Source organism: Novosphingobium sp. PhB55, assembly GCF_004368805.1.
Taxonomy (GTDB): domain Bacteria; phylum Pseudomonadota; class Alphaproteobacteria; order Sphingomonadales; family Sphingomonadaceae; genus Novosphingobium.
The window spans coordinates 495655-514537 of the sequence record NZ_SODQ01000004.1 but is presented as its reverse complement, the minus strand read 5'-3'; the positions used below and the strand labels follow the sequence as shown (position 1 = coordinate 514537).

At 63.8% G+C, this 18883-nt stretch carries 18 protein-coding genes; 8 read left to right on the top strand and 10 right to left on the bottom strand.

What is annotated here, in order from left to right; genetic code table 11:
• Positions 1-70 precede the first annotated feature (70 nt).
• The 6 genes from EDF57_RS12425 to EDF57_RS12400 form a co-directional block, all read right to left on the bottom strand.
• Positions 71-1564 carry an aldehyde dehydrogenase gene (locus EDF57_RS12425; protein WP_134094493.1) on the bottom strand — a complete coding sequence of 498 codons (1494 nt, stop codon included), beginning with the start codon at positions 1562-1564 and terminating at the stop codon, positions 71-73.
• Complete coding sequence (locus EDF57_RS12420) at positions 1557-2468, bottom strand: dihydrodipicolinate synthase family protein (RefSeq protein ID WP_134094492.1); 912 nt, start codon at positions 2466-2468, stop codon at positions 1557-1559. Before EDF57_RS12420 ends, EDF57_RS12425 begins: the two co-directional genes overlap by 8 nt.
• A gap of 58 nt (positions 2469-2526) precedes the next feature.
• Positions 2527-3867: an MFS transporter gene (locus tag EDF57_RS12415; RefSeq protein ID WP_132266449.1), complete on the bottom strand. Its 1341-nt coding sequence runs from the start codon at positions 3865-3867 to the stop codon at positions 2527-2529.
• Positions 3868-3926: 59 nt separating this feature from the next.
• The gene (locus EDF57_RS12410) at positions 3927-5237 is read right to left on the bottom strand and encodes an FAD-binding oxidoreductase (protein WP_208324861.1); all 1311 of its coding nucleotides are present in this window, start codon (positions 5235-5237) and stop codon (positions 3927-3929) included.
• A gap of 493 nt (positions 5238-5730) precedes the next feature.
• On the bottom strand, positions 5731-6552 hold the full coding sequence (locus EDF57_RS12405) for an EamA family transporter (RefSeq protein WP_243841038.1): 822 nt from the start codon (positions 6550-6552) through the stop codon (positions 5731-5733).
• Between the two features lie 77 nt (positions 6553-6629).
• Positions 6630-7586: a DMT family transporter gene (locus EDF57_RS12400; protein WP_134094489.1), complete on the bottom strand. Its 957-nt coding sequence runs from the start codon at positions 7584-7586 to the stop codon at positions 6630-6632.
• 147 nt (positions 7587-7733) lie between these two features.
• Here EDF57_RS12400 and EDF57_RS12395 point away from each other — a divergent pair, with 147 nt between their 5' ends.
• A complete protein-coding gene (locus EDF57_RS12395) occupies positions 7734-8414 on the top strand; it encodes a GntR family transcriptional regulator (protein ID WP_208324860.1) in 681 nt (226 codons plus the stop codon).
• A gap of 463 nt (positions 8415-8877) precedes the next feature.
• Here the strand turns inward: EDF57_RS12395 and EDF57_RS12390 are convergent, their stop codons facing one another.
• Positions 8878-9867: a cation diffusion facilitator family transporter gene (locus EDF57_RS12390; protein ID WP_134094574.1), complete on the bottom strand. Its 990-nt coding sequence runs from the start codon at positions 9865-9867 to the stop codon at positions 8878-8880.
• On the opposite strand from EDF57_RS12390, the gene EDF57_RS12385 reads away from it, so the two are divergent.
• Together EDF57_RS12385 and EDF57_RS12380 are read left to right on the top strand one after the other, a co-directional pair.
• Entirely contained in the window at positions 9797-10084 is a 288-nt protein-coding gene (locus EDF57_RS12385; protein WP_208324867.1) for a hypothetical protein, read from the top strand. The genes EDF57_RS12390 and EDF57_RS12385 overlap by 71 nt on opposite strands.
• 62 nt (positions 10085-10146) lie before the next feature.
• Entirely contained in the window at positions 10147-10377 is a 231-nt protein-coding gene (locus EDF57_RS12380; protein WP_134094486.1) for a hypothetical protein, read from the top strand.
• Between the two features lie 365 nt (positions 10378-10742).
• Here EDF57_RS12380 and EDF57_RS12375 read toward each other — a convergent pair whose 3' ends face one another.
• The gene (locus EDF57_RS12375) at positions 10743-12380 is read right to left on the bottom strand and encodes an NAD(P)/FAD-dependent oxidoreductase (protein WP_134094485.1); all 1638 of its coding nucleotides are present in this window, start codon (positions 12378-12380) and stop codon (positions 10743-10745) included.
• Positions 12381-12443: 63 nt separating this feature from the next.
• Positions 12444-13280, bottom strand: a complete 837-nt coding sequence (locus tag EDF57_RS12370) for an alpha/beta hydrolase (RefSeq protein ID WP_134094484.1) — start codon at positions 13278-13280, stop codon at positions 12444-12446.
• A 184-nt stretch (positions 13281-13464) separates the two neighbouring features.
• Here EDF57_RS12370 and EDF57_RS12365 point away from each other — a divergent pair, with 184 nt between their 5' ends.
• The 4 genes from EDF57_RS12365 to EDF57_RS12350 all read left to right on the top strand — a co-directional run bounded on the left by EDF57_RS12365 (position 13465) and on the right by EDF57_RS12350 (position 16808).
• Positions 13465-14124 carry a sensor histidine kinase gene (locus EDF57_RS12365; RefSeq protein ID WP_166675263.1) on the top strand — a complete coding sequence of 220 codons (660 nt, stop codon included), beginning with the start codon at positions 13465-13467 and terminating at the stop codon, positions 14122-14124.
• A 71-nt stretch (positions 14125-14195) separates the two neighbouring features.
• Positions 14196-15761 (top strand): ATP-binding protein, encoded by a 1566-nt coding sequence (locus EDF57_RS12360; protein ID WP_166675262.1) that lies wholly within the window; start codon positions 14196-14198, stop codon positions 15759-15761.
• Complete coding sequence (locus EDF57_RS12355; RefSeq protein ID WP_134094481.1) at positions 15758-16384, top strand: response regulator transcription factor; 627 nt, start codon at positions 15758-15760, stop codon at positions 16382-16384. Before EDF57_RS12360 ends, EDF57_RS12355 begins: the two co-directional genes overlap by 4 nt.
• Positions 16385-16445: 61 nt before the next feature.
• A complete protein-coding gene (locus tag EDF57_RS12350; RefSeq protein ID WP_208324858.1) occupies positions 16446-16808 on the top strand; it encodes a response regulator in 363 nt (120 codons plus the stop codon).
• Positions 16809-16913: 105 nt separating this feature from the next.
• Here EDF57_RS12350 and EDF57_RS12345 read toward each other — a convergent pair whose 3' ends face one another.
• The gene (locus tag EDF57_RS12345; protein ID WP_134094479.1) at positions 16914-17441 is read right to left on the bottom strand and encodes a DNA starvation/stationary phase protection protein; all 528 of its coding nucleotides are present in this window, start codon (positions 17439-17441) and stop codon (positions 16914-16916) included.
• 170 nt (positions 17442-17611) lie between these two features.
• Here EDF57_RS12345 and EDF57_RS12340 point away from each other — a divergent pair, with 170 nt between their 5' ends.
• Positions 17612-18652, top strand: a complete 1041-nt coding sequence (locus tag EDF57_RS12340) for a cupin domain-containing protein (protein WP_134094478.1) — start codon at positions 17612-17614, stop codon at positions 18650-18652.
• The last annotated feature ends 231 nt before the right edge of the window (positions 18653-18883 follow it).

Genomic DNA, 18883 nt, shown 5'->3' with positions numbered 1-18883 from the left:
TGGTGGGACCCTCACCGTCCGCCAATCCCGCCGAGGAGTGGCCTTATGGCGGACGGTGAAGCGAGCGCCGTCAGTTCGACACGTCGATCCAGATGGTCTTGATCTCGGTGTACTGGTCGTGCGCCCATTGCGATTTGTCACGGCCGCCAAAGCCGGATTGTTTGTAGCCGCCGAACGGCGTGGTCGCGTCGCCCTCTCCGAAGCAGTTGACCGTCACCACGCCGGCGCGGATCTCACGCGCGAGGCGCACGGCGTTCTTGAGGCTGCCGGTGTAGGCGGAGGCGGCCAGGCCGTAGATCGAGTCGTTGGCAAGCGCGATGGCCTCCTCGATCGTCTGGAAGGTCGTCACTGCCAGCACGGGGCCGAAGATTTCCTCCCGGAAGAGGAGATTATCCGGCGTGACGTCATCGACGATGGTGGCTTCGACGAAGATGTCATCCTTCGTGCCGCCGCCGCTGACGACGTTCATCTGTTCGGACGCAGCGTGTTCAAGGTAGGAGCGAACCTTGTCGAAATGCGCGCGGCTGACCATCGAACCCAACCGGTTTTCGGGGTCGAGCGGATCGCCCAGTTTCCAGTCGCGCAAGTGGTGCGCGATGCGCTCCAGCAGGGCGTCCTTCACATCGGCGTGAACGATCAGGCGCGACGAGGCGGAGCAATTCTCGCCCATGTTCCAGAAGGCGCCATTGACCACGTGCTGCGCCACCGCGTCGAGGTCTTCGGCGTCCGGCATGACCACGGCGGGGTTCTTGCCGCCACACTCCAGCACGATCCGCTTGAGGTTGGATTCCCCTGCATAGGCCAGGAAGCGGCGGCCGGTGGCGGTGGAGCCGGTGAAGCTCACCATGTCCACGTCCATGTGGCGCCCGATCGGCTCACCCACATCGCGCCCGCTGCCGGGAAGGACGTTGAACACGCCTGCCGGAATGCCCGCCTCATGTGCCAGTTCGGCCACGCGCAATGCGGTAAGCGTGGTTTCGGCCGCGGGCTTGACCACGATCGAGCAGCCTGCCGCCAGCGAGGGGCCGATCTTCCACGCCAGCATCAGCAGTGGGAAGTTCCAGGGCAGTACCAGCCCGACGACGCCGATCGGCTCGCGCACCACCAGCGTCAGCGTGTCGGAGCCGACAGGGGCGGTGCTGTCGTAGACCTTGTCGATCAGTTCGGCATGCCAGCGGATGGTGTGGATGCTTTCCGGAATATCGACCGTTTCGCATTCGCGGATCGGCTTGCCGCTGTCGATGCTTTCCATCACTGCCAGTTCGCGGGCGTTCTGCTCTAGCAGATCAGCGAAGCGCAGCAGTGTGTGCTTGCGCTCGCCGGGCGAGAGCTGGCGCCAGCGGCCGTCTTCGAAAGCGGTGCGGGCGGCGGCGACCGCCGCCTCCACGTCGCTATCGTCGCAGGCGGCGATGTGCGTCAGGGATGCGCCCGTTGCCGGGTTGGTCGTCTCGAACGTCCGTCCGGCGCGTGCCGGACGGAACGAACCATCTATGAAAGCCTGCGTCGGCAAGGTGAGCCCTTCCGCAAGGGCGGCGTATTCGGCCTTGGAGAGAAGATCAGGCATCGACAGTGCTTCCGGCGACGGCGGCGACCTTGCTCTTCAGCTCGGCGACGACTGCGGTCAGGGCGTCCTTCTCGTTCTCGTCGAGCGGCAGGAGCGGCGCGCGCACGCCGCCGGTCTTGAGGCCGATGATCTCACTGCCGGCCTTGATCGACTGCACGAACTTGCCGTTTTCAAGGAAGTCCATCAGCGGCAGCATGGCGGCCATGATGGCGCGGCCCTTGGCGAAGTCCTTCTCCAGCACGCAGGCTTCGTAGAGCGCGACGTGTTCGCGCGGCACGAAGTTCGAACCGGCACAGACCCAGCTGCGCGCGCCCCAGGCAAAGAATTCCAGCGCCTGATCGTCCCAGCCGCAGGACAGCTGGATTTCGGGATGTTCGCTGGCGATGCGGTGCAGGCGCAGCGTGTCGCCCGAGCTTTCCTTGATCGCCATGATGTTCTTCGTACCCTTGATGGCGCCGAAGAATTCATCGCCCATGCTCACGCCCATGCGCGCGGGGTAGTTGTAGAGCATGATCGGCAGGTCGGCCGCCTTGTCGATCGTCAGGACGTGGTGGGCGATTTCCTGTTCGGTCGGCAGGGCGTAAGGCGGCGTCGTGACGAGGATGGCGTCCGCGCCGATGGACTTGGCATGGACGGCGAAGTCCACCGCGTCTTCGGTACGGGTGGCGCCGGTGCCGACGACGAGCGGCAGGCGGCCGCCGATCACGGCATGGGCACGCTCGGCCAGATCGCGGCGTTCCTGAGGGGTCTGCGCATAGTATTCGCCGGTCGAGCCGCCGATGACGATACCGTGGACGCCGCTGGCGATCAGGTGTTCGAGCACCGCGTCGAAGGCGGCGTAGTCGATCGAGCCGTCCGCTGCGAGCGGTGTGATGGCGGGGGTGAAGATACCGTCAAAGTTCATGGCGAAGTTCATGGCAAGGGTCCTTTCGTGATGGGGAGGATCGGGAGTTCGAGAGTGATCAGGCGAACCCGGGGCGCAGCGCCGCTGCATCCGCAAGGTTCAGGGAGCGGGTTTCCGGCGCGAGGAACCAGGAGACGGCAAGGCCGACAAAGGTCACGGCGGCGGCAATGTACATGGTGTCGGCAATGCCGAGCCGGTCGAGCGACACGGGCACGAGATAGGTGCCGATGGCCGCACCGATCCGCGAGAACGAGGTGCCGAAGCCGACCGCCTTGGCGCGGATTTCGGTCGGGAACAGCTCGTTGGGATAGACCAGCTGGAGCACTTGCGCGCCGCCGATCAGCAGCGCGTAGCCGCCGAACAGGATGAGGATCAAGGCAGGCGCGCCGTTGGCGAACAGGCCCAAAAGGAGCAGTGCGAGGCCGGACCACAGGAAGCTGTGGATCACCATCGGGCGCCGACCGATCGCGTTGATGAGCATGGTGGCGCCGATGCAGCCTACGACGAACAGCAGGGTGATGGCGATCGAGCCGAAAGCAGCCCACTTGTCGTGGAGGTTCAGCGCCATCAGCACCTTGGGAGCGAAGGCATAGACCGCGAAGACCGGGATCACCGAGCAGGTCCAGAACAGGCTGACGAAGGCGAGGCGCTTCCCGTAGCCGGCCTTGAGCAGGCCCCAGAGCGAGACCTTCTCGCGCGCCGGGTCCTCGGTCAGGTTGGCGGTGGAATAGTTACGGCCGTATACCTCACGGATGACCTGATCCGCTTCGGCGCGTCGGTTCTTGCTGAGCAGCCAGCGCGGCGATTCCGGCGTGCCAAGGCGAACGAGGAACAGTGCAAGACCGAACAGGGCCGTGCTCGCAAAGGCCAGTCGCCAGCCCTGGTCGCCGCCGAATGTCAGGATCGCATTGCCCAGGATATAGGCGGTCGCGGCCCCCGCGAACCACATGATCGTCAGCGTTGCGAGGCGCGGCCCCCGACTGGCTTTGGGCAGGAATTCGACCAGCAGCGCGGTCGCCACCGGATATTCGATGCCCACGGCAACGCCCAGGAAGAACCGGCAGGCGAACAAGGCGAAGGGAGTATCCACCCAGAGCTGGGCGAGCGAGAAGAGAACGAACAGGATCGGCCCGACGAAGAATATCCGCTTGCGACCGAACCTGTCGGTCAGCGCGCCGCCGACCATTCCGCCGGCAAAAATGCCGATGAGCGCCGATGCCGCGACCAGGCCCTCCCAGAACGGTGTCATCCGCAGCGCGGCCGAGGCCTGGACCATCGCGACGCCGACCACGCTCAACACGTAGCCATCGACGAAGGAGCCGCCGCTCGCGCGAACCGTCAGCATCTGGTGGAACTTGTTCAGAGGAACGTCCTCTAGTGTTTGTGTGATCCTTTTCATGCTTCTCTCCGGGTGTTCTGATTATCGCCCCCAAAACGGCTTTTGCTCTTTGATGGGGATCAGCTTTCGAGGCCGGCCTTGTGCTGGGCCCAGGCCAGGTTCACGTTGACGCCGATGTCCAGAAACGGATGCGGCGGATTGCGGTTGGGGCCGGGCGAGGCCAGCAGGAAGTCGATGACTTCGCCGCGCCGTCCCGCCAGCCAGTCGGCCAGCAGCACGCCGGTCGCGGTGCCACGGGTAATGCCAAGGCCATTGCAGCAGAGCGCGCCGTAGACGTTGGGCGCTAGCTCGCCGAACTGGGATTCGTGATTGCGCGACATGACGATCGCCCCGCCCCAGGTATATTCGAAGGGAACGCCCGCCAGCATCGGGAAGCGCCGTTCGAACGAGCGGCGGTGACGCCTGGCGGCGATCGCACGTTCACGCGGGTTGCTGATGCCGCCCGGATGGTAGCTGAAGCTGTTGCGCACAAGCATGCGGTTGTCATGGGTTCGGCGCAGCGTGGTGCCCGCGGGATCGGCCGGGATCAGGCCCCAGAAGTCCCTACCGCCGAGGCGTGCCTGTTCTTCCTCGCTCAGCGGACGGGTGAGGCTGGCGTAAGTGAACACCGGAAGCATGCGGTCCTTGAGGAACCCGAACGCCATGCCGAAGCCGTTGTTGGCAAGGATCAGCTTGTCCGCGACGATGCGGCCGGTCGCATGGGTGAGCACGATCTGCGGGCCGTAGCTGACGCCGGTGATCGGCGTATGCTCATAAAGCGTCACGTTGGCGGGAAGCGTGTCTGCCAGTCCCTTCACCAGTGCGGAGGGCTGGACCAGCATCGTTCCAGGCGTGAACAGAGCCTTCTTGTAGAAGCCGGTGCCGATGTGGTCCGGGAGGTCCTTGCCCTCGATCACTTCGTAAGGCTGGCCAAGGCGGTCCAGACCCCCGCGATAGGCATCGAGAACCGCGATGCCCCGCTCCTCCACCGCCGCCTGATACTTGCCCGAAGCGCGCATCTGGCAGTCGATGCCGTAGAGATCGACGATGTCCTTGAGATAGGTCTGGCCAAGCTTGTTGAGCTTGAGCACCAGATTGGCCGTGCCAAGATCGCCGATGTAGTCCGCCGCACCGATGTCGTGCGGCAGATCGATGGCGAAGCCGGCATTGCGTCCGGCCGTTCCGAAGCCCACCTCCTGCGCTTCGACGAGAACGATCTCGTCGTTCGGGAAGTTCATCGCCAGTTGCCGGGCCGCTGCTAGACCGACATAGCCGGCACCGACAACGACCCAGGGCGCCCGCACTTCTCCGAATGCGACGGGACGCGGTGTGCGACGGCGGCTGAGGTGATACCAGCCGCAAGTGGCATCATCGGCCGGCAGCGACGTCACGCTTCTTGCCGAAGGTGCCTTCCGCGCATGGGCCGCAGTCGAAACCTCATGCGATGTCGCCTGCGACCGAACCATTTCCCGATCTGCGTTTGCAGCCTCGGCGCGACCCGAAGGCTCGTTCGTCCAGCGATGGCTTTCGCCAAGCGAATAGCGGCCAGCAGCGCGCCCAGCGCCCGGCATATCCGGCTGCCCCGCGGAGCCAGGCGCCGGCTGTTCCAAAGTGTCTTGAAGCGTTTCCACGACCACGGTCCTCTCCGACTCGCGTTATGTCTATTTTCTGTATACTCATGATAGGCATTTAATCTGTCGAGCGTCTACAAAGAATTTCGACAGGCGCGAATGCACAGATTTTCTCCCGTTTTCAGATACTTTTGGCGATCGATCTTCGCATCTACCCCCTCCCTTTCTCATCGGAGGGCAAGACGAGAAGGCGCGCGGAAACACTCCGACCCCATGCAGAATCGGAGTGTCTGAGGGCCGCGAAGTCAGACGGTCAGGCTGGTCGCAATCTCGCGGCGCAGATCGCGCTGCCGCATGAGGCGGCCACAATCGATACGATCGCGAGCCATTGCACCCCGGTCAGCTTTTCCCCGAGAACGAGGAAGCCCGCGAGCGCGGCTATGGCGGGCGCGGCGCTGAGAAGGATGCCGAAGACGTGCGACGGCAAACGCCGCATCGCTTCCATTTCGAGCGTGCACGGCAAGACGCTGGTAAGAAGGGCGAGCCCAAGGCCCGTCAGCAGCACCCAGGTGTCCAGAAGCGCGCGCCCGGCAAAGGTCACCGCCAGCGGCGCGTTGATGCACGCTGCAACGACCATCCCCCAGGCAACGGCATCGGCGCCGAGCTGAGTGGCGACGCGCTTCCCGAATACGATATAGAGCGCCCAGCAGGTCGCCGCTCCGGCCGCGAACGCGAGACCGACAGGATCGAGGCCTGTCCCCACCCGAAGCGGCAGCAAGAGCATCAGGCCAGCCACCGCCGCCGCGAACCACACGAGATCGAGCAGGCGGCGCGAACCGGCGAGGACGATCGACAGCGGGCCAAGCACTTCGATACCGATCGCAATGCCGATCGGCAGGCGCGCGAAGGCCTGGTAGATCAGCAGGTTCATCAGCCCGAGCATGCAGCCATAGAGCAGGACCCAAGTAAGGATCCTGCCTGACAGCGGCCGCCGCCACGGTGTCCTGAGAGCCATCAGGATCGCCGCCGCCAGGAATACGCGAAGTCCCGTCGTCCCAAACGCGCCGACGGCGGCGAACATCTGCTTTGCCAGCGTCGCCCCGAAGTTCTGCGCAATCATCGAGGCGATGACCATGCCCGGCCCCAAGAGAGGGCCTGCATGCACCGCTGCGAACGGCGGCCGTGTCTGCGCAAGGGTCGCCATGGGAACGATCAGTCGTGCGCGGCTGCCAGCGCGCGATCGGCCTCTCTCGGGCGATGCGCGGCAAGGCAGGTCAGCACCGATGCCAGGACGAAAAGGATCGCCGCGCCTTCCAGTACCGATGGCAAGCGCTGGTCCCACAGGAACCCGTAGAGAAGCGCGAACAGCGTTTCGAACAGGATCATCTGGCCGACCATCGTGAGCGGCAGCAGCCGCGACATCCGGTTCCACAGGCCATTGCCGATGATCGAGGACAGCAGCGCCACCGCAGTGGAAACGCCGCCGAACAGCAGCCATTGCGATACATTCTGGCTGGTGGTCTCGAACAGCAGCGCCGGCGGGATCAGCAAGAGCGCCTGCGCGCCCGTCACGATGCCGAGCAGCAGGCTCCAGTCATGGCCGGACACATGTTCGAGGCGGCCCAGCCATCGGCTGTTGGACACCGCAAAGGTCGTCCAGGATGCCAGCGCGCCGAAGGCACAAAGGAGGCCCAGGGCCTGCGAAGCAAAGGCGCCCTCGCCCGCCTTGCCCAGCGATTCCCAACCGATGCACAGGATCCCGGCCGCGCTCAGGAACAACGAGGGCAACAGGCGCCCCAGCGGCACCGCGTGCTTGTCGCGGCTGCCGATGATCGTCACCGCGACCGGGAGAAAGCCGATCACCAGCGAAGTCATCGCCACGCCGCCCATCTGCACGGCAGCGGAAAGCAGGACGTAATAGAGGATGTTGCCCAGAACGCTCAGGTATCCCAGAGCGATCCACTCGCGTTTGCCGAGCACGGAAAGATAGCGTTTCCAGTGCGGCCAGACCAATGGCAGCGCGAAGATCCCATAGGCAAGGTAACGCCCCGCCGCGAGTTGCAGGGGTCCGAATGCCGAAGCGATCCTCGGCGTGACGAACACCAGGCCCCACAGGGCGCCGGCGATCACGCCGCAAAGCACGCCCGTCATTGTGTTCTTACCGGACATCGCGAATCCCGCAGGGCTGGAGTTTCGCCGCGCCCTAACGCTTGAAATCAGAAATGTCTATCACTTGTCTACAATACGAATGCAATCTGCCTATGAATTGCCGCACCCAAGTTGATGTGCCGCGCGAAAACCGTTAGGAACGGGGTTGTGAGTGGAACCGTAGATCGCAAAGTCACCCTGGGCGAAACGCTGCGTCGCAGGATCGTGAGCATGGAACTGGCGCCTGGTGCCGTCGTTGACGAGCAACAGATCGCCGAAGAGTTCGGGCTGTCGCGCCCGCCCGTGCGCGAATTGATGCGCCAGCTCGCCGCCGAAGGGTATCTCGAACTCGAACCGAACCGGCCGGCGCGCGTCACCTCGATGGACCTCCAGTCGCTGCGGACGTTCTTTCAGGCGGCCCCGCTGATCTACATCGCGACCACCCAGCTTGCCGCCACCAGCGCAACGCCTGCGGAGATCGCGAAGCTCAAGAAAGTGCAGCAGGATTTCCGCGCGGCGATCGAGGCGGACGATATTGCGGCGCGGGTCTACAATAACGATCAGTTCCATCTTGAGATCGGCAGGATGGCGCACAATCCCTATCTGATGCCAAGCCTGCGCCGCCTGCTTATCGATCATGCCCGCCTGGGCATGACCTTCTATCACCCGACCTCACCCGAAACGCAGGAGAACCTGGCGGAAGCGGTCGAGCAGCATGATGAAATCATCGATGCGATCGAGCGCCGCGATCCCACCCGCGCGGGCGAACTGATCCGCGCCCATTGGGAAATATCCCGTCGCCGCATGGCCGATTTCGCAGCGCCGGAAGGTCTGGAAGTTACGGTCTGAACCGAGCATGGAAGCGTAATCCGCGCATTCATGCCTGCGCGACCGGGGCGCTGCACGGTCGAGCATTTCATGGCTGAAGTGGTGAAACTGCCAGAGGTCGTGGAACGCTATCTCATGCCGGGAGCCTGTTGCTAACCCAGCTCAACAACGGCCTGATGCTCGTGTTCGCAGCCGCCGTGCTGGCTGTCTATTCTGCCCGTTGGCCGCTCGGCGGCGTTGGGCATCGCGGTCATCGGAGCCCTCATCCTGTCCGGAGCGCAGCTTACCAGCGAGTTCGATACGACCCGCCAGAGCCCCCCGGCGCGGTGTACCTTCCGCCGGTGGACCTGGTGTGCCGATGGCTGCTCCGCTGACGATCGTCGTGTTCGTCATGACCAAACGAATCTACGTCAAATCCATTCTCGGGAAGGATCAGAAGATGGACGGCGAATGACGAAGTGACGGAACCGGGCGTCCGAAAAGTTCAGTCCTCTTCTTCATCACCCTCCCGCTCGAGGGCGTCGACATCTTCGCCGATGTCCTCCAGCGCTTCGCGGTGACGCATGGTGGACTGCGCCTCGATGTAGACACGACGGACTTCGGGGAACTCCTCTCGAATGCCATCTTCCACGTCGGAAACGATACGCTCGACGGTGCCGGCGAGCGTATCGTCCACGAAGTCTGCCGAGGCCAGTACCAGGACTTCAGAAGGCCCGAAATGCATCGTGCGGACCTCGTTCACCTGCTCAATCGGCTTCACTCTTGCGAGGATTTCCCGAAGGCGCTCTTCGATTGCCGGGTCTGCCGATTGGCCGGTCATCAGCACATAGCAGCGCCGGGCCAGGCTCAAGGCCGTGATCGCCAGGATCACGCCGATTGCAATCGACGTCCAACCGTCGATGACCGGCATGTCGAGCAAAACCGCCAGGCCGATGCCGACAAGCGCTGCGCCAAGACCGGCAAGGGCAGCAGTCTCTTCGTAGACGACAGCGAAGATCGTGGGGTCTCGGTGCGTCCGGATCGTTTCCCACATGCCCAGCCCGCGACGCTTCGCTTCGGTCCGCACTTCGCCAAGCGCGACCCCGAGCGAAGAGCCCTCGAGGGCAATGGCGACCAGCAGAATAACGATGTTGACCCATGCGCTCTGGATCGAGGTCGGATGAACGACCTTCTCGGCGCCCTCGTAAATGGCAACCCCTGAACCCAGGGCAAACACGGCCATGGCCACCACAAATCCCCAGAAATAGAGCCGCAGGCCATATCCGAAGGGGTGCGACGCATCTGCCGGGCGGCTCGCATCCTTGATGCCGTAGAGCAGCAATACCTGATTACCCGTATCGACGAGGCTGTGGATGCCCTCCGAAGCCATGGCGGATGATCCGGTGTAGACGGCGCCGCAGAACTTGGCGATTGCGATCCCGGCGTTAGCTGCAAGGGCTGCATATAGGGTGCGTTTGGAAGCGTGTGCTGACATGATCGCCGCTATGGCCCACATGGACCCATCTCGCCAGCACTACGACTGCTGCCCGTTTGAAGGCCCTATCGGGGATGTTCGTAAATCGGCGACAAGACCTGAATTCAGGATCGTTGGGCAGCTTTTGGAAAAATCGCCCGCTTTCGGCCGCGTCAAAAACGACAGGGTGTGGTTGCAAGCCGCAGCCGTCTCACTGATCCTCGAAACCAACCGCTGATCCATCAAGCTAGTGCAAGAAGCACCGCTTGATTGGCCGCCAACAACGGCTAAGCAGTGGCTATGACGGCATCCGATCTCGAACAGCTGCTTATTGCCCGCCTTATCCGGGAAAAAGGCGGCTCTTCGCAATCATGGCGGCGGGCGCTTGGCAAGGTCATCGTGCGCGACACGAAAACGCACCCCCATTGCAATTGGGATGTCAGGCTTGGCGGAACCGATACGCAGCGCGCTGCGATCGAGCGATTGCTCGACGACGTGCGACTTGAATACTCGATCGTGGTAGCCGGCTGAACCCAGAGCGAAAAAGCGCCGGCGGAGCGGTCGTAGAACAGCGCATTTCGGTGCCGCGATAGTTGCTGTCCGTTCCCGCCGCCCAAATTCAGAATTGTGAACGACCTCTTCAACCAGAATACGACGCCTTCGGCCCTTGCTCCGGCTGAGCTCGGGGCTGCAGAGGCTGCAAATCGCTAGGGCTGGTAATAGCGAAGTACTGGGCCGAGTTGCGGAATTCGGCCAGGCAAATCGATCATTTCGTCGATGCGGCACCAGACTCACCCGTCCGGCAGGTCATACCCTTCGATGATCGGGTGGTCCATTGTATCGCAGCCCCGCGCTGGGCGTTACGCGCTTTATGGTGCTGCTGCGCTTGCACGACGTCATGGCCGTTCTCCCTTCATTTCAGCGATTTTTAGATGGATCTGGGCGATGACGGCGGCCCCTTCGCCGACGGCCGCGGCGACCCGTTTCGTCGAGCCCTTCCGAACGTCGCCAATCGCGAATACGCCAGAAAGGCTGGTTTCCAGCGGCAAGGCGCTGCTGCCGGTCTCCACGAATCCTTTTGCATCGGTTACGACGCAGTCGCCAAGCCATCCCGAATTCGGGTCGGCGCCGATGAACAGAAACAGGTGCCGGATGTCGCGGCGATGGAGAGTACCGGTCGCAAACTGCCTGAAGGTCGCAGAGGCAAGCCCTTCCCCATCGCCCGAAAGCGCGACCACTTCGCTGCCCACATGGATCTCGACATTGGGCAAGGCCGCGATCCGTTCGATCAGGTAGCGCGACATAGTCTCCGATAGGTCCCGCCTGACGAACAAATGCAACCGCTTCACTTGCGGCGCCAGGAAGACGATAGCCTGTCCGGCCGAATTCCCGCCTCCGACGAGCGCCACTTCCTCTCCAGCACAGAGCCGGGCTTCGACCGGCGATGCCCAATACGACACGCCGCGCCCCTCGAACCCGGCAAGATCGGGAATGTCCGGCCGGCGGTAGCGTGCGCCCGACGCGATCACGACAGTGCGTGCCTGGAGGCGCCGATCGCCGGCAAGCTCCAGCGCCGGCACAGCGGAAGAGCAGTCCAGCTTCTGCACGCCAACCGGCACGGCAATCTCTGCACCGAACTTCAGCGCCTGGTTGAACGCGCGACCGGCGAGCGCCTGCCCGGAAATCCCGGTGGGGAAGCCAAGATAGTTCTCGATCCGCGCTGACGATCCGGCCTGCCCACCCATCGCGCGCTCGTCCAGCACAATGGTCGACAGCCCTTCCGAGGCTGCGTAGACGGCTGCAGCAAGCCCCGCAGGACCGGCGCCTACAATCGCAACATCGTAGACCGTCGAAGGGTCCAGATCGGGGGTCATGCCCAGGCACGCAGCAACCTCCACATCGCTGGGCCGGCGCAGCATGTTTCCATTGGGGCAGACGACCAGCGGCAGTTCTTCGGGCAGCACGCCGATCCGCTCCACCAGTGCCTTGCCCTCCTCATCGGATGCGGCATTCAGGACAAGGTTGGGATAGCCGCTACGCGTCAGGAAGCCCTGAAGCCGCACGATCTCTGCGCTGTCGGGCACACCGATCAGGATCGTTCCGGCGCCCCCTTCGGCAATGAGCGCAACCCGCCGTAGGATGAGCGCACGCATCACCGTCTCGCCCACATCGGCAGAGCCGACCATGAGTGCGCGGAGATGCGCGGCATCGAACGGCAGTGCCGTGCAGCCGTCCGGCCCCGCGCATCCGGCGGCGATCGATGGACGCCCGGCAAGCTGGTTCACCTCTCCCGAGAACTGCCCCACACCGTGCGTGGTGATCGGCGCCTCGTGACTGAGACCATCACGTCGCACGACCTCGATCGTGCCCTGGAGCACGAGCCAGGCCGGTGCGTCATCGGCGCCGATCGCATAGATTTCCTCGTACGGCTCGAAGCGGCGTTCCGGTCCGCTGCAAAACCGGCGCGCAATCGCGATCTGCGCATCGTCCAATACGGGAAACATCTGATGTTCGCGGGTACCCAGCGTGTTCATGTCGCGTCTCGCTTTGCAATGGCCTGAACCCGACGGCGCAGTATTGCGCCGCCGGTGCGACGATCAACTCCGGACGAATGCCAGCAGGTCGGGATTGATGACGTCGGCGTGCGTCGTCAGCATTCCGTGCGGATAGCCCGCATAGATCTTCATCGTGCCGTTCCGCAGCAATTTGATCTGCTGCAGGGCTGCATCCGTATAGGGCACGACCTGATCGTCATCGCCCTGGAGAACAAGCGTGGGCACGGTCATGGCCTTCAGATCTTCGGTCTGATCGGTCTCCGAGAACGCCTTGATGCCCTCATAGTGCGCCAGCGCGCTGCCGCTCATGCCCTGGCGCCACCAGTTGCGGATGACCGCGTCCGAAACCTCGGCGCCGGGACGGTTGAAGCCGTAGAACGGACCCGATGCGACATCGAGGAAAAAGTCCGCGCGGTTCGCGGCGAGGGCACTGCGGAAACCGTCAAACACGGCGATATCGGTACCCCCGGGATTTTCAGGGGTCTTCAGCATCAGCGGCGGAACCGCGCTGACCAGCACGGCCTTGGCGACCCGGCCCTGGGGCTGGCCGAAGCGCGCGACGTAGCGCGCAACCTCGCCGCCTCCGGTCGAATGTCCGATGTGGACCGCGCCGCGCAAGTCGAGATGCTCGGCCACGGCGGAAGCGTCCGATGCATAGTGATCCATGTCGTGACCAGTCCCGACCTGCGCCGAGCGGCCATGGCCCCTCCGGTCATGCGCGACGACGCGGTACCCCTGCTGCAGGAAGAAGAGCATCTGGGCATCCCAGTCGTCCGAGCTCAGCGGCCAGCCATGATGGAACACGATTGGCTGCGCGTCCTTGGGTCCCCAGTCCTTGTAGAAGATTTCAACGCCGTCGTTCGTCGTGATGGTAGCCATGTTGTCCTCCATTGGCAGGCGGACACTGGCGGGGGCCGGTCCGACCGTTCCGATATCGGCGCGGCATGAACGCCCTCATATCATACGCAGGTTTGGGTGCTCCCTGATCGCCCTCATACCTGAGTATGATGGCCCGGCGGACTGCGATCGGGGATCAGCGGGTCACCCAATCGAGGAAGAGACGATGACCACCGCGCATCACGCCGCTTTCCCAGACGCCGCAGCCGTAGCCGTGCTTCCGCCCGTTCCCGAGCCCAGCGCGATGGACGAGGTCAATCACCGCGTAGCCAACAGCCTGCAGCTTGTGGCGGCCATGATGACGCTTGAGGCGCGCCGGATCGCGGACCCGGCCGCCCTTGCGGTGCTGGCTACGATGACCCTGCGGATAGCGGCGATCGCCGGGGTTCACCGTCAGCTCTGCCGGGAACGGTCGGCCGGGCAGGTCGATCTGGGCGAATATCTGGAGCAGCTTGGCGCAGGTCTCGAGGCGGGTTGCGGCGATGCTGGTGCCGGCCGCCCAATCCGCGTCGCGGCGGAGCCCGTGACCGTCGCGGCCGAGACGGCCAGCTCGATCGGCGTGATCGTCTCTGAACTGGTCGGCAATGCTTGCAAGTACGCCTATCCGGTGGGCTCTCCCGGCGCGGTTGACATCTCCCTCTGCGCGAGGCCGATGGGCGGCTTCGTGCTGGAAGTGGTCGATCGGGGCCGAGGCCGCGCAGCGCGCGCGGCGCCGGAAGGAAGCGGACTGGGCAGTCAGTTCATTGCCGCGATGGCGCATCGTCTGGGCGCCCGGTACGGCTGGTCGGATGCGCGGCCCGGCACGCGCTTCACGTTGTGTGCCTGATACGGACGGGCGCCCGCCTCCCCCGAAGCATGCCAGCTTACCCGTTGCGATCATTGCCGTTCTCGTCCAGCTTGGCCACGCTCCCGGTCGCCTGGGCCGTGGGGCTACGCGAGGCGATCATGCGCGACGATGTGGGCGGTAGAAGGTTGACGGGAAGACTCCACGGCGCGGCGGCGCTGGCGCTGGCGCTCGCCGTCTTTGCCCTCGATGTTCTGAGCCCGCTTCAGGGTGCTGTTGCCGTCTTGTACACGGTTGCCATTGTCATGTCCTCGCGCAGCCATGACCGCCGGGTGATGCTGGCGACCTGTGCGGCCGTGCTCGCGATGGCAGTGGCGGGTTACTTCATCAGCCATGGGGGAGAGCCGCTGGGTTCGCCGGCCATGCGGCTTGCTGTCAGCCTGATCGCGATCCTGATCGCCACACTGCTCAGCATCCGCAACCTCGCCGTAGCCGAACAGCAGCGGAAGTCGGAGGAGCGTTACCGCACGATCTTCAATGCGGCGGGTCTTCCGATCTGGGAGGGCGACTGGTCCACGGCCCATGCGCTGCTGGCGAATGGCGGCTCCGCAACGCCGGAGCAGATCGATCACATCGCCCGTACCGCAACCATCCGCGCCGCCAATGACGCTGCGGGACGCCTGTTCGGCCTGCCCGATGCCCGCGCTTTGATCGGCGGCACGCTCATTCCCCACCACACGCCCGCCGCCGAGGCGACGCTCGGCCGCATTCTCGCTGCACTCGTGCGCGGCGATCCGGCGATCGAGGAGGAAACCCAGTTTCTCGCCGCTTCGGGGGAAACGATCGATGTGGTCCTGCGCGTGACCGTTCCCCCCGGCGCCGATGGCTGGAGCCGGGTACTGATCATGGCCATCGACGTTACCGAGCGAAACCGAACGCAGGCGCGCCTTGCCCAGTCCCAGGCCGAACTTACCCATGTCTCGCGCGTAACGACGCTGGGCCAACTGGCCGCATCGATCGCCCACGAGGTCAATCAGCCGCTCTCCGCGATCATCACTTATGCGAAATCCGGTCGCCGCTGGCTGGCGCGCGAAGCTCCCGATGCGAAAGAGGTTGGCGACTGCCTGGACCACATCGCATCGAACGGCACCCGTGCAGCAGACGTGATCGCCCGCATCCGCGACCTGGCCCGCAATGTCGAGCCGCGCCAGGACGTGCTGGCCTTGCCCCCCCTGATCGAAGAGACCGTCGCGCTGCTCCGCCGGGACCTCCAGACGAACGACGTCGCGATTACGCTCGACATCGGCGATAGCCTCCCGCTGGTGCGAGGCGATTGGGTGCAGATCCAGCAGGTGCTCATGAACCTGATGCTCAATGCCGAGCAGGCGATGGCCGAGACCCCGGCCGATCAAAGACAACTCTGCGTCAAGGCGGTACATGCCGGCGCAACCGTCAACGTCGAAGTGCGTGACTGCGGGACGGGCATTTCCGCCGATCCCGAAAGCCTGTTCGCGCCATTTTTCACGACCAAGAGTACGGGCCTGGGAATGGGCCTGTCGATCTGCCGATCGATCGTCGAGCGGCACGGTGGCACTCTCGTCGCATCGAACAATGCGGCACTCGGCGCCACTTTCCGGTTCACGCTTCCGGTCATTGCGGCCGAGAGGGAGGCAGCATGACCGTCTTTGTGATCGATGACGACCCCGAAGTCCTGGGATCGCTGGGCAGCCTGTTCCGCTCGACCGGGCTGGATGTGGCGCTATTCCAAAGCCCCGAGGAATTTCTGGCCGCAGAAAAACCGACCACTGCGTCCTGCCTCGTCCTGGACGTGCGGCTTCGCGGGCAGAGCGGTCTGGACTTTCAGGAGCGCCTTGTCGCGGAAGGAATAACGCTTCCGGTGGTTCTCATTACCGGGCACGGCGATATCCCCATGACCGTACGCGCGATGAAAGCCGGTGCGGTGGATTTCCTGCCCAAGCCATTCAGTGAGGAACAGATGCTTGCCGCCGTCGGCAGCGCGCTTGAACGCGACGAAGAGCGCCGCGAGCAGGCCGCCGGTTCGGACGCACTCCAGCTTTGCTATGACCGGCTCACGCCAAGGGAGCGCGAAGTCATGAGTCTTGTCGTGACCGGTCTGATGAACAAGCAGGTCGCGGCGCGGATGGAGCTTTCGGAGATCACGGTGAAGATCCATCGCGGCAACGTCATGCGCAAGATGGCGGCGCAGTCGCTGGCGGACCTGGTGAGAATGGCCGAGACACTGGGCATTCGCGATGACACGATTCACCGCTTTAACATCTGAGTATGATGGCGCGGCACACGGTGCAGGCCCATCTGGAGGATGTGAACCAGGAGAATTGTGCGTGCCCGCTTCCCCCATCATCGCCATCGTGGACGACGACCCCGGCGTTCGAGGGAGTATAGACAGCCTTGTAAGATCGACCGGCATGACCCCGTTCAGCTTCGCCAGCGCCGGCGAATTGCTGGCAGCGGGAGATGAGGCTCTGGCGTGCATCGTGACCGACCTGCACATGCCGGAAATGACAGGTCTCGAACTGCAGGCGGAGATGCTGCGGCGTGGCTGGGCCGTGCCGCTGATCGTCATGACTGCTTTTCCCACCGATGCCGCCCGGGAACAGGCGATGGGCGCCGGCGCGCGGGCATTCCTGACCAAGCCGGTCGATCCGGATTCCCTGCTGGACGCCATCGAGGCGGCAATCCGCTGAACAAAAAGGAAGGCGCCACCGCGAGGTAGCGCCTTCCTTGTCTTGTCGTTTGGTACGGGCTTCATTGCACGGCGGCGACCCGGGGATGGAGCGCCGCCCTGTCCGTCAGCGGATAGCGGGGCCACGGCAGCTTTCGTACAGGAACCAGCTACGGCGTTCGGTTTCGTCGATCCACACTTCCAGCAGGCTTGCCGTGGCGACGTCGGAATACTCGTCGCACAGTTCATGAACCCGGCGCATCTCGGCCACCAGTTGCTTGTTGTCGCCGTGCAGTTCGGCGAGCATGTCCTTGGGCTCCACATAAGCCGCATTGTTGTCGAGGATGCGCTGGCGACCGGCGATGTCCGAGATCGAGCGGATGGTGGTGCCGCCGATCTTGCGGGCGCGCTCGGCCATTGGATCCGTCATTGCGAAAATCTGGTCGCCCTGGTCGTCCAGCAGCAGATGATAGTCCCGAAAGTTCGGGCCGCTCATGTGCCAGTGAAAGTTCTTGGTCTTGAGGTACAGTGCAAACACGTCGGCGAGCAGGCCGGCCAGCCCGGCCGAAATGTCACGCGTCGCGTCGGCCCCAAGATCGGTCGGCGTGCCGAGAAACCGGTCGGCGATCGAGACGGTGGTGGTGTCGGTGGTCATCGTGCTTCTCCAGGTCGGGGCGGCACAGCGCCGTCCGATACCCTAGAGTTACGCATCTCGTCATCGCCGCCTATCCACACCAAGGTTTGCATATCTTGGTATGGATAGGCGCGGCGCACGCCAGTCCATAGGTTTCGAACGTGTTCGACTTCTCCTAAAGGACCCGTTCCATGACCGCATCCCGCCATGTCCGCTCGCTGATCACCACGCCGCCAAGCTACGAAGGCAGCCTCGGATCGGTACGAGGGGCCGACGCCGGCAATTTTCCCATCCTGAAGGGCATGTCGATGCGCCGCCTGGTCCTGGCGCCGGGCGCGATCCGCGAGCCGCACTGGCACGCCAATGCCGATGAATTGGCGTGCTGCCTGTCGGGCGACCTGCTGGTCTCGGTGCTCGATACCGGCGACGTTTTCGGCGCCTTTACGATCTCTGCGGGAGAGATGTTTCACATTACCGTCGGCTCGCTCCACACGATCGAGAACGTCGGCGACGTCGATGCCGAACTCATCATCGTCTTCAGCCACGAACGACCCGAGGAATTCTCGCTGCATGGCGCCTTCGGGGCAATGACCGACGCAGTCCTCGGCAACACGTTCACCCTGCCCTCTTCCGACTTCGCCGCGCTAAAGCGCGATACCTCGTCCGCGCTGCTGGTGCACCGGACCGGCCCCGCCAGAGTGCCCGCAAACGCGGCGTTTCCGGATCCTCACAAGTTCGGCATCGCCAGCGAGACCCCGCCGATCGACCATCCCTACGGCACAGCGCGCGTTGCGCGCTCACAGTTCTGGCCGGCTTTGAAGAACCTGGCGATGTATTCGATCCTGATCCCAGAAAACGGCATGCGCGAGCCGCACTGGCACCCCAACACGGCGGAGATGGGCTACGTCCACAAGGGCCGCGCGCGGATGTCTATCCTGGACCCGGACGGCAGCGTGGACACTTACGAACTGCAGGCGGGCGATGCTTATTTCATCCCACGTTCCTATCCTCATCAGATCGAGGTCATTGGTGATGAGGAAATTCATTTTCTGGTCTTCTTCGACCAGCCGATGCCCGCGGACATCGGCTACCGCACATCGACGTCTTCGATCTCGCGTGAAGTTCTCGCCGCGACGTTCGGATTAACAACCGGCTCCCTTCCTTCCCTGCCTTCGACGGTTGATGATCCGCTCATCGTGGAACGCGTGAATCCTCTGGATCGGCCGTCGTGAGTAATTCACTTTCCATGCCGAACGAGAATGCAACGGCAGCCGATATCGTGCCCAAAACGATCGTTCCAATCTGGATGCCACCGCTGCCGCAGGCTGCCCCGCTTATGTTTGGGGCACCGCTCGCCGGAGCAATCTGCAGATACTTGAGACAGCTTTTGTGCCGATCATTGGAACAGGTATCGGGCGACAGGCCTCAAGACTCAAATTAACTCATGCGTCGATTGCCCATAA

What these genes read in the sequence shown, in the direction of transcription:
- EDF57_RS12420 (WP_134094492.1), bottom strand. Translation starts at nt 2,468, where the DNA reads ATGAACTTTGACGGTATCTTCACCCCCGCCATCACACCGCTCGCAGCG.
- EDF57_RS12340 (WP_134094478.1), top strand. Translation starts at nt 17,612, where the DNA reads ATGACCGCATCCCGCCATGTCCGCTCGCTGATCACCACGCCGCCAAGC.
- EDF57_RS12375 (WP_134094485.1), bottom strand. Translation starts at nt 12,380, where the DNA reads ATGAACACGCTGGGTACCCGCGAACATCAGATGTTTCCCGTATTGGAC.
- EDF57_RS12405 (WP_243841038.1), bottom strand. Translation starts at nt 6,552, where the DNA reads ATGGTCATCGCCTCGATGATTGCGCAGAACTTCGGGGCGACGCTGGCA.
- EDF57_RS12365 (WP_166675263.1), top strand. Translation starts at nt 13,465, where the DNA reads ATGACCACCGCGCATCACGCCGCTTTCCCAGACGCCGCAGCCGTAGCC.
- EDF57_RS12345 (WP_134094479.1), bottom strand. Translation starts at nt 17,441, where the DNA reads ATGACCACCGACACCACCACCGTCTCGATCGCCGACCGGTTTCTCGGC.
- EDF57_RS12400 (WP_134094489.1), bottom strand. Translation starts at nt 7,586, where the DNA reads ATGTCCGGTAAGAACACAATGACGGGCGTGCTTTGCGGCGTGATCGCC.
- EDF57_RS12390 (WP_134094574.1), bottom strand. Translation starts at nt 9,867, where the DNA reads ATGTCAGCACACGCTTCCAAACGCACCCTATATGCAGCCCTTGCAGCT.
- EDF57_RS12425 (WP_134094493.1), bottom strand. Translation starts at nt 1,564, where the DNA reads ATGCCTGATCTTCTCTCCAAGGCCGAATACGCCGCCCTTGCGGAAGGG.
- EDF57_RS12380 (WP_134094486.1), top strand. Translation starts at nt 10,147, where the DNA reads ATGACGGCATCCGATCTCGAACAGCTGCTTATTGCCCGCCTTATCCGG.
- EDF57_RS12370 (WP_134094484.1), bottom strand. Translation starts at nt 13,280, where the DNA reads ATGGCTACCATCACGACGAACGACGGCGTTGAAATCTTCTACAAGGAC.
- EDF57_RS12355 (WP_134094481.1), top strand. Translation starts at nt 15,758, where the DNA reads ATGACCGTCTTTGTGATCGATGACGACCCCGAAGTCCTGGGATCGCTG.
- EDF57_RS12415 (WP_132266449.1), bottom strand. Translation starts at nt 3,867, where the DNA reads ATGAAAAGGATCACACAAACACTAGAGGACGTTCCTCTGAACAAGTTC.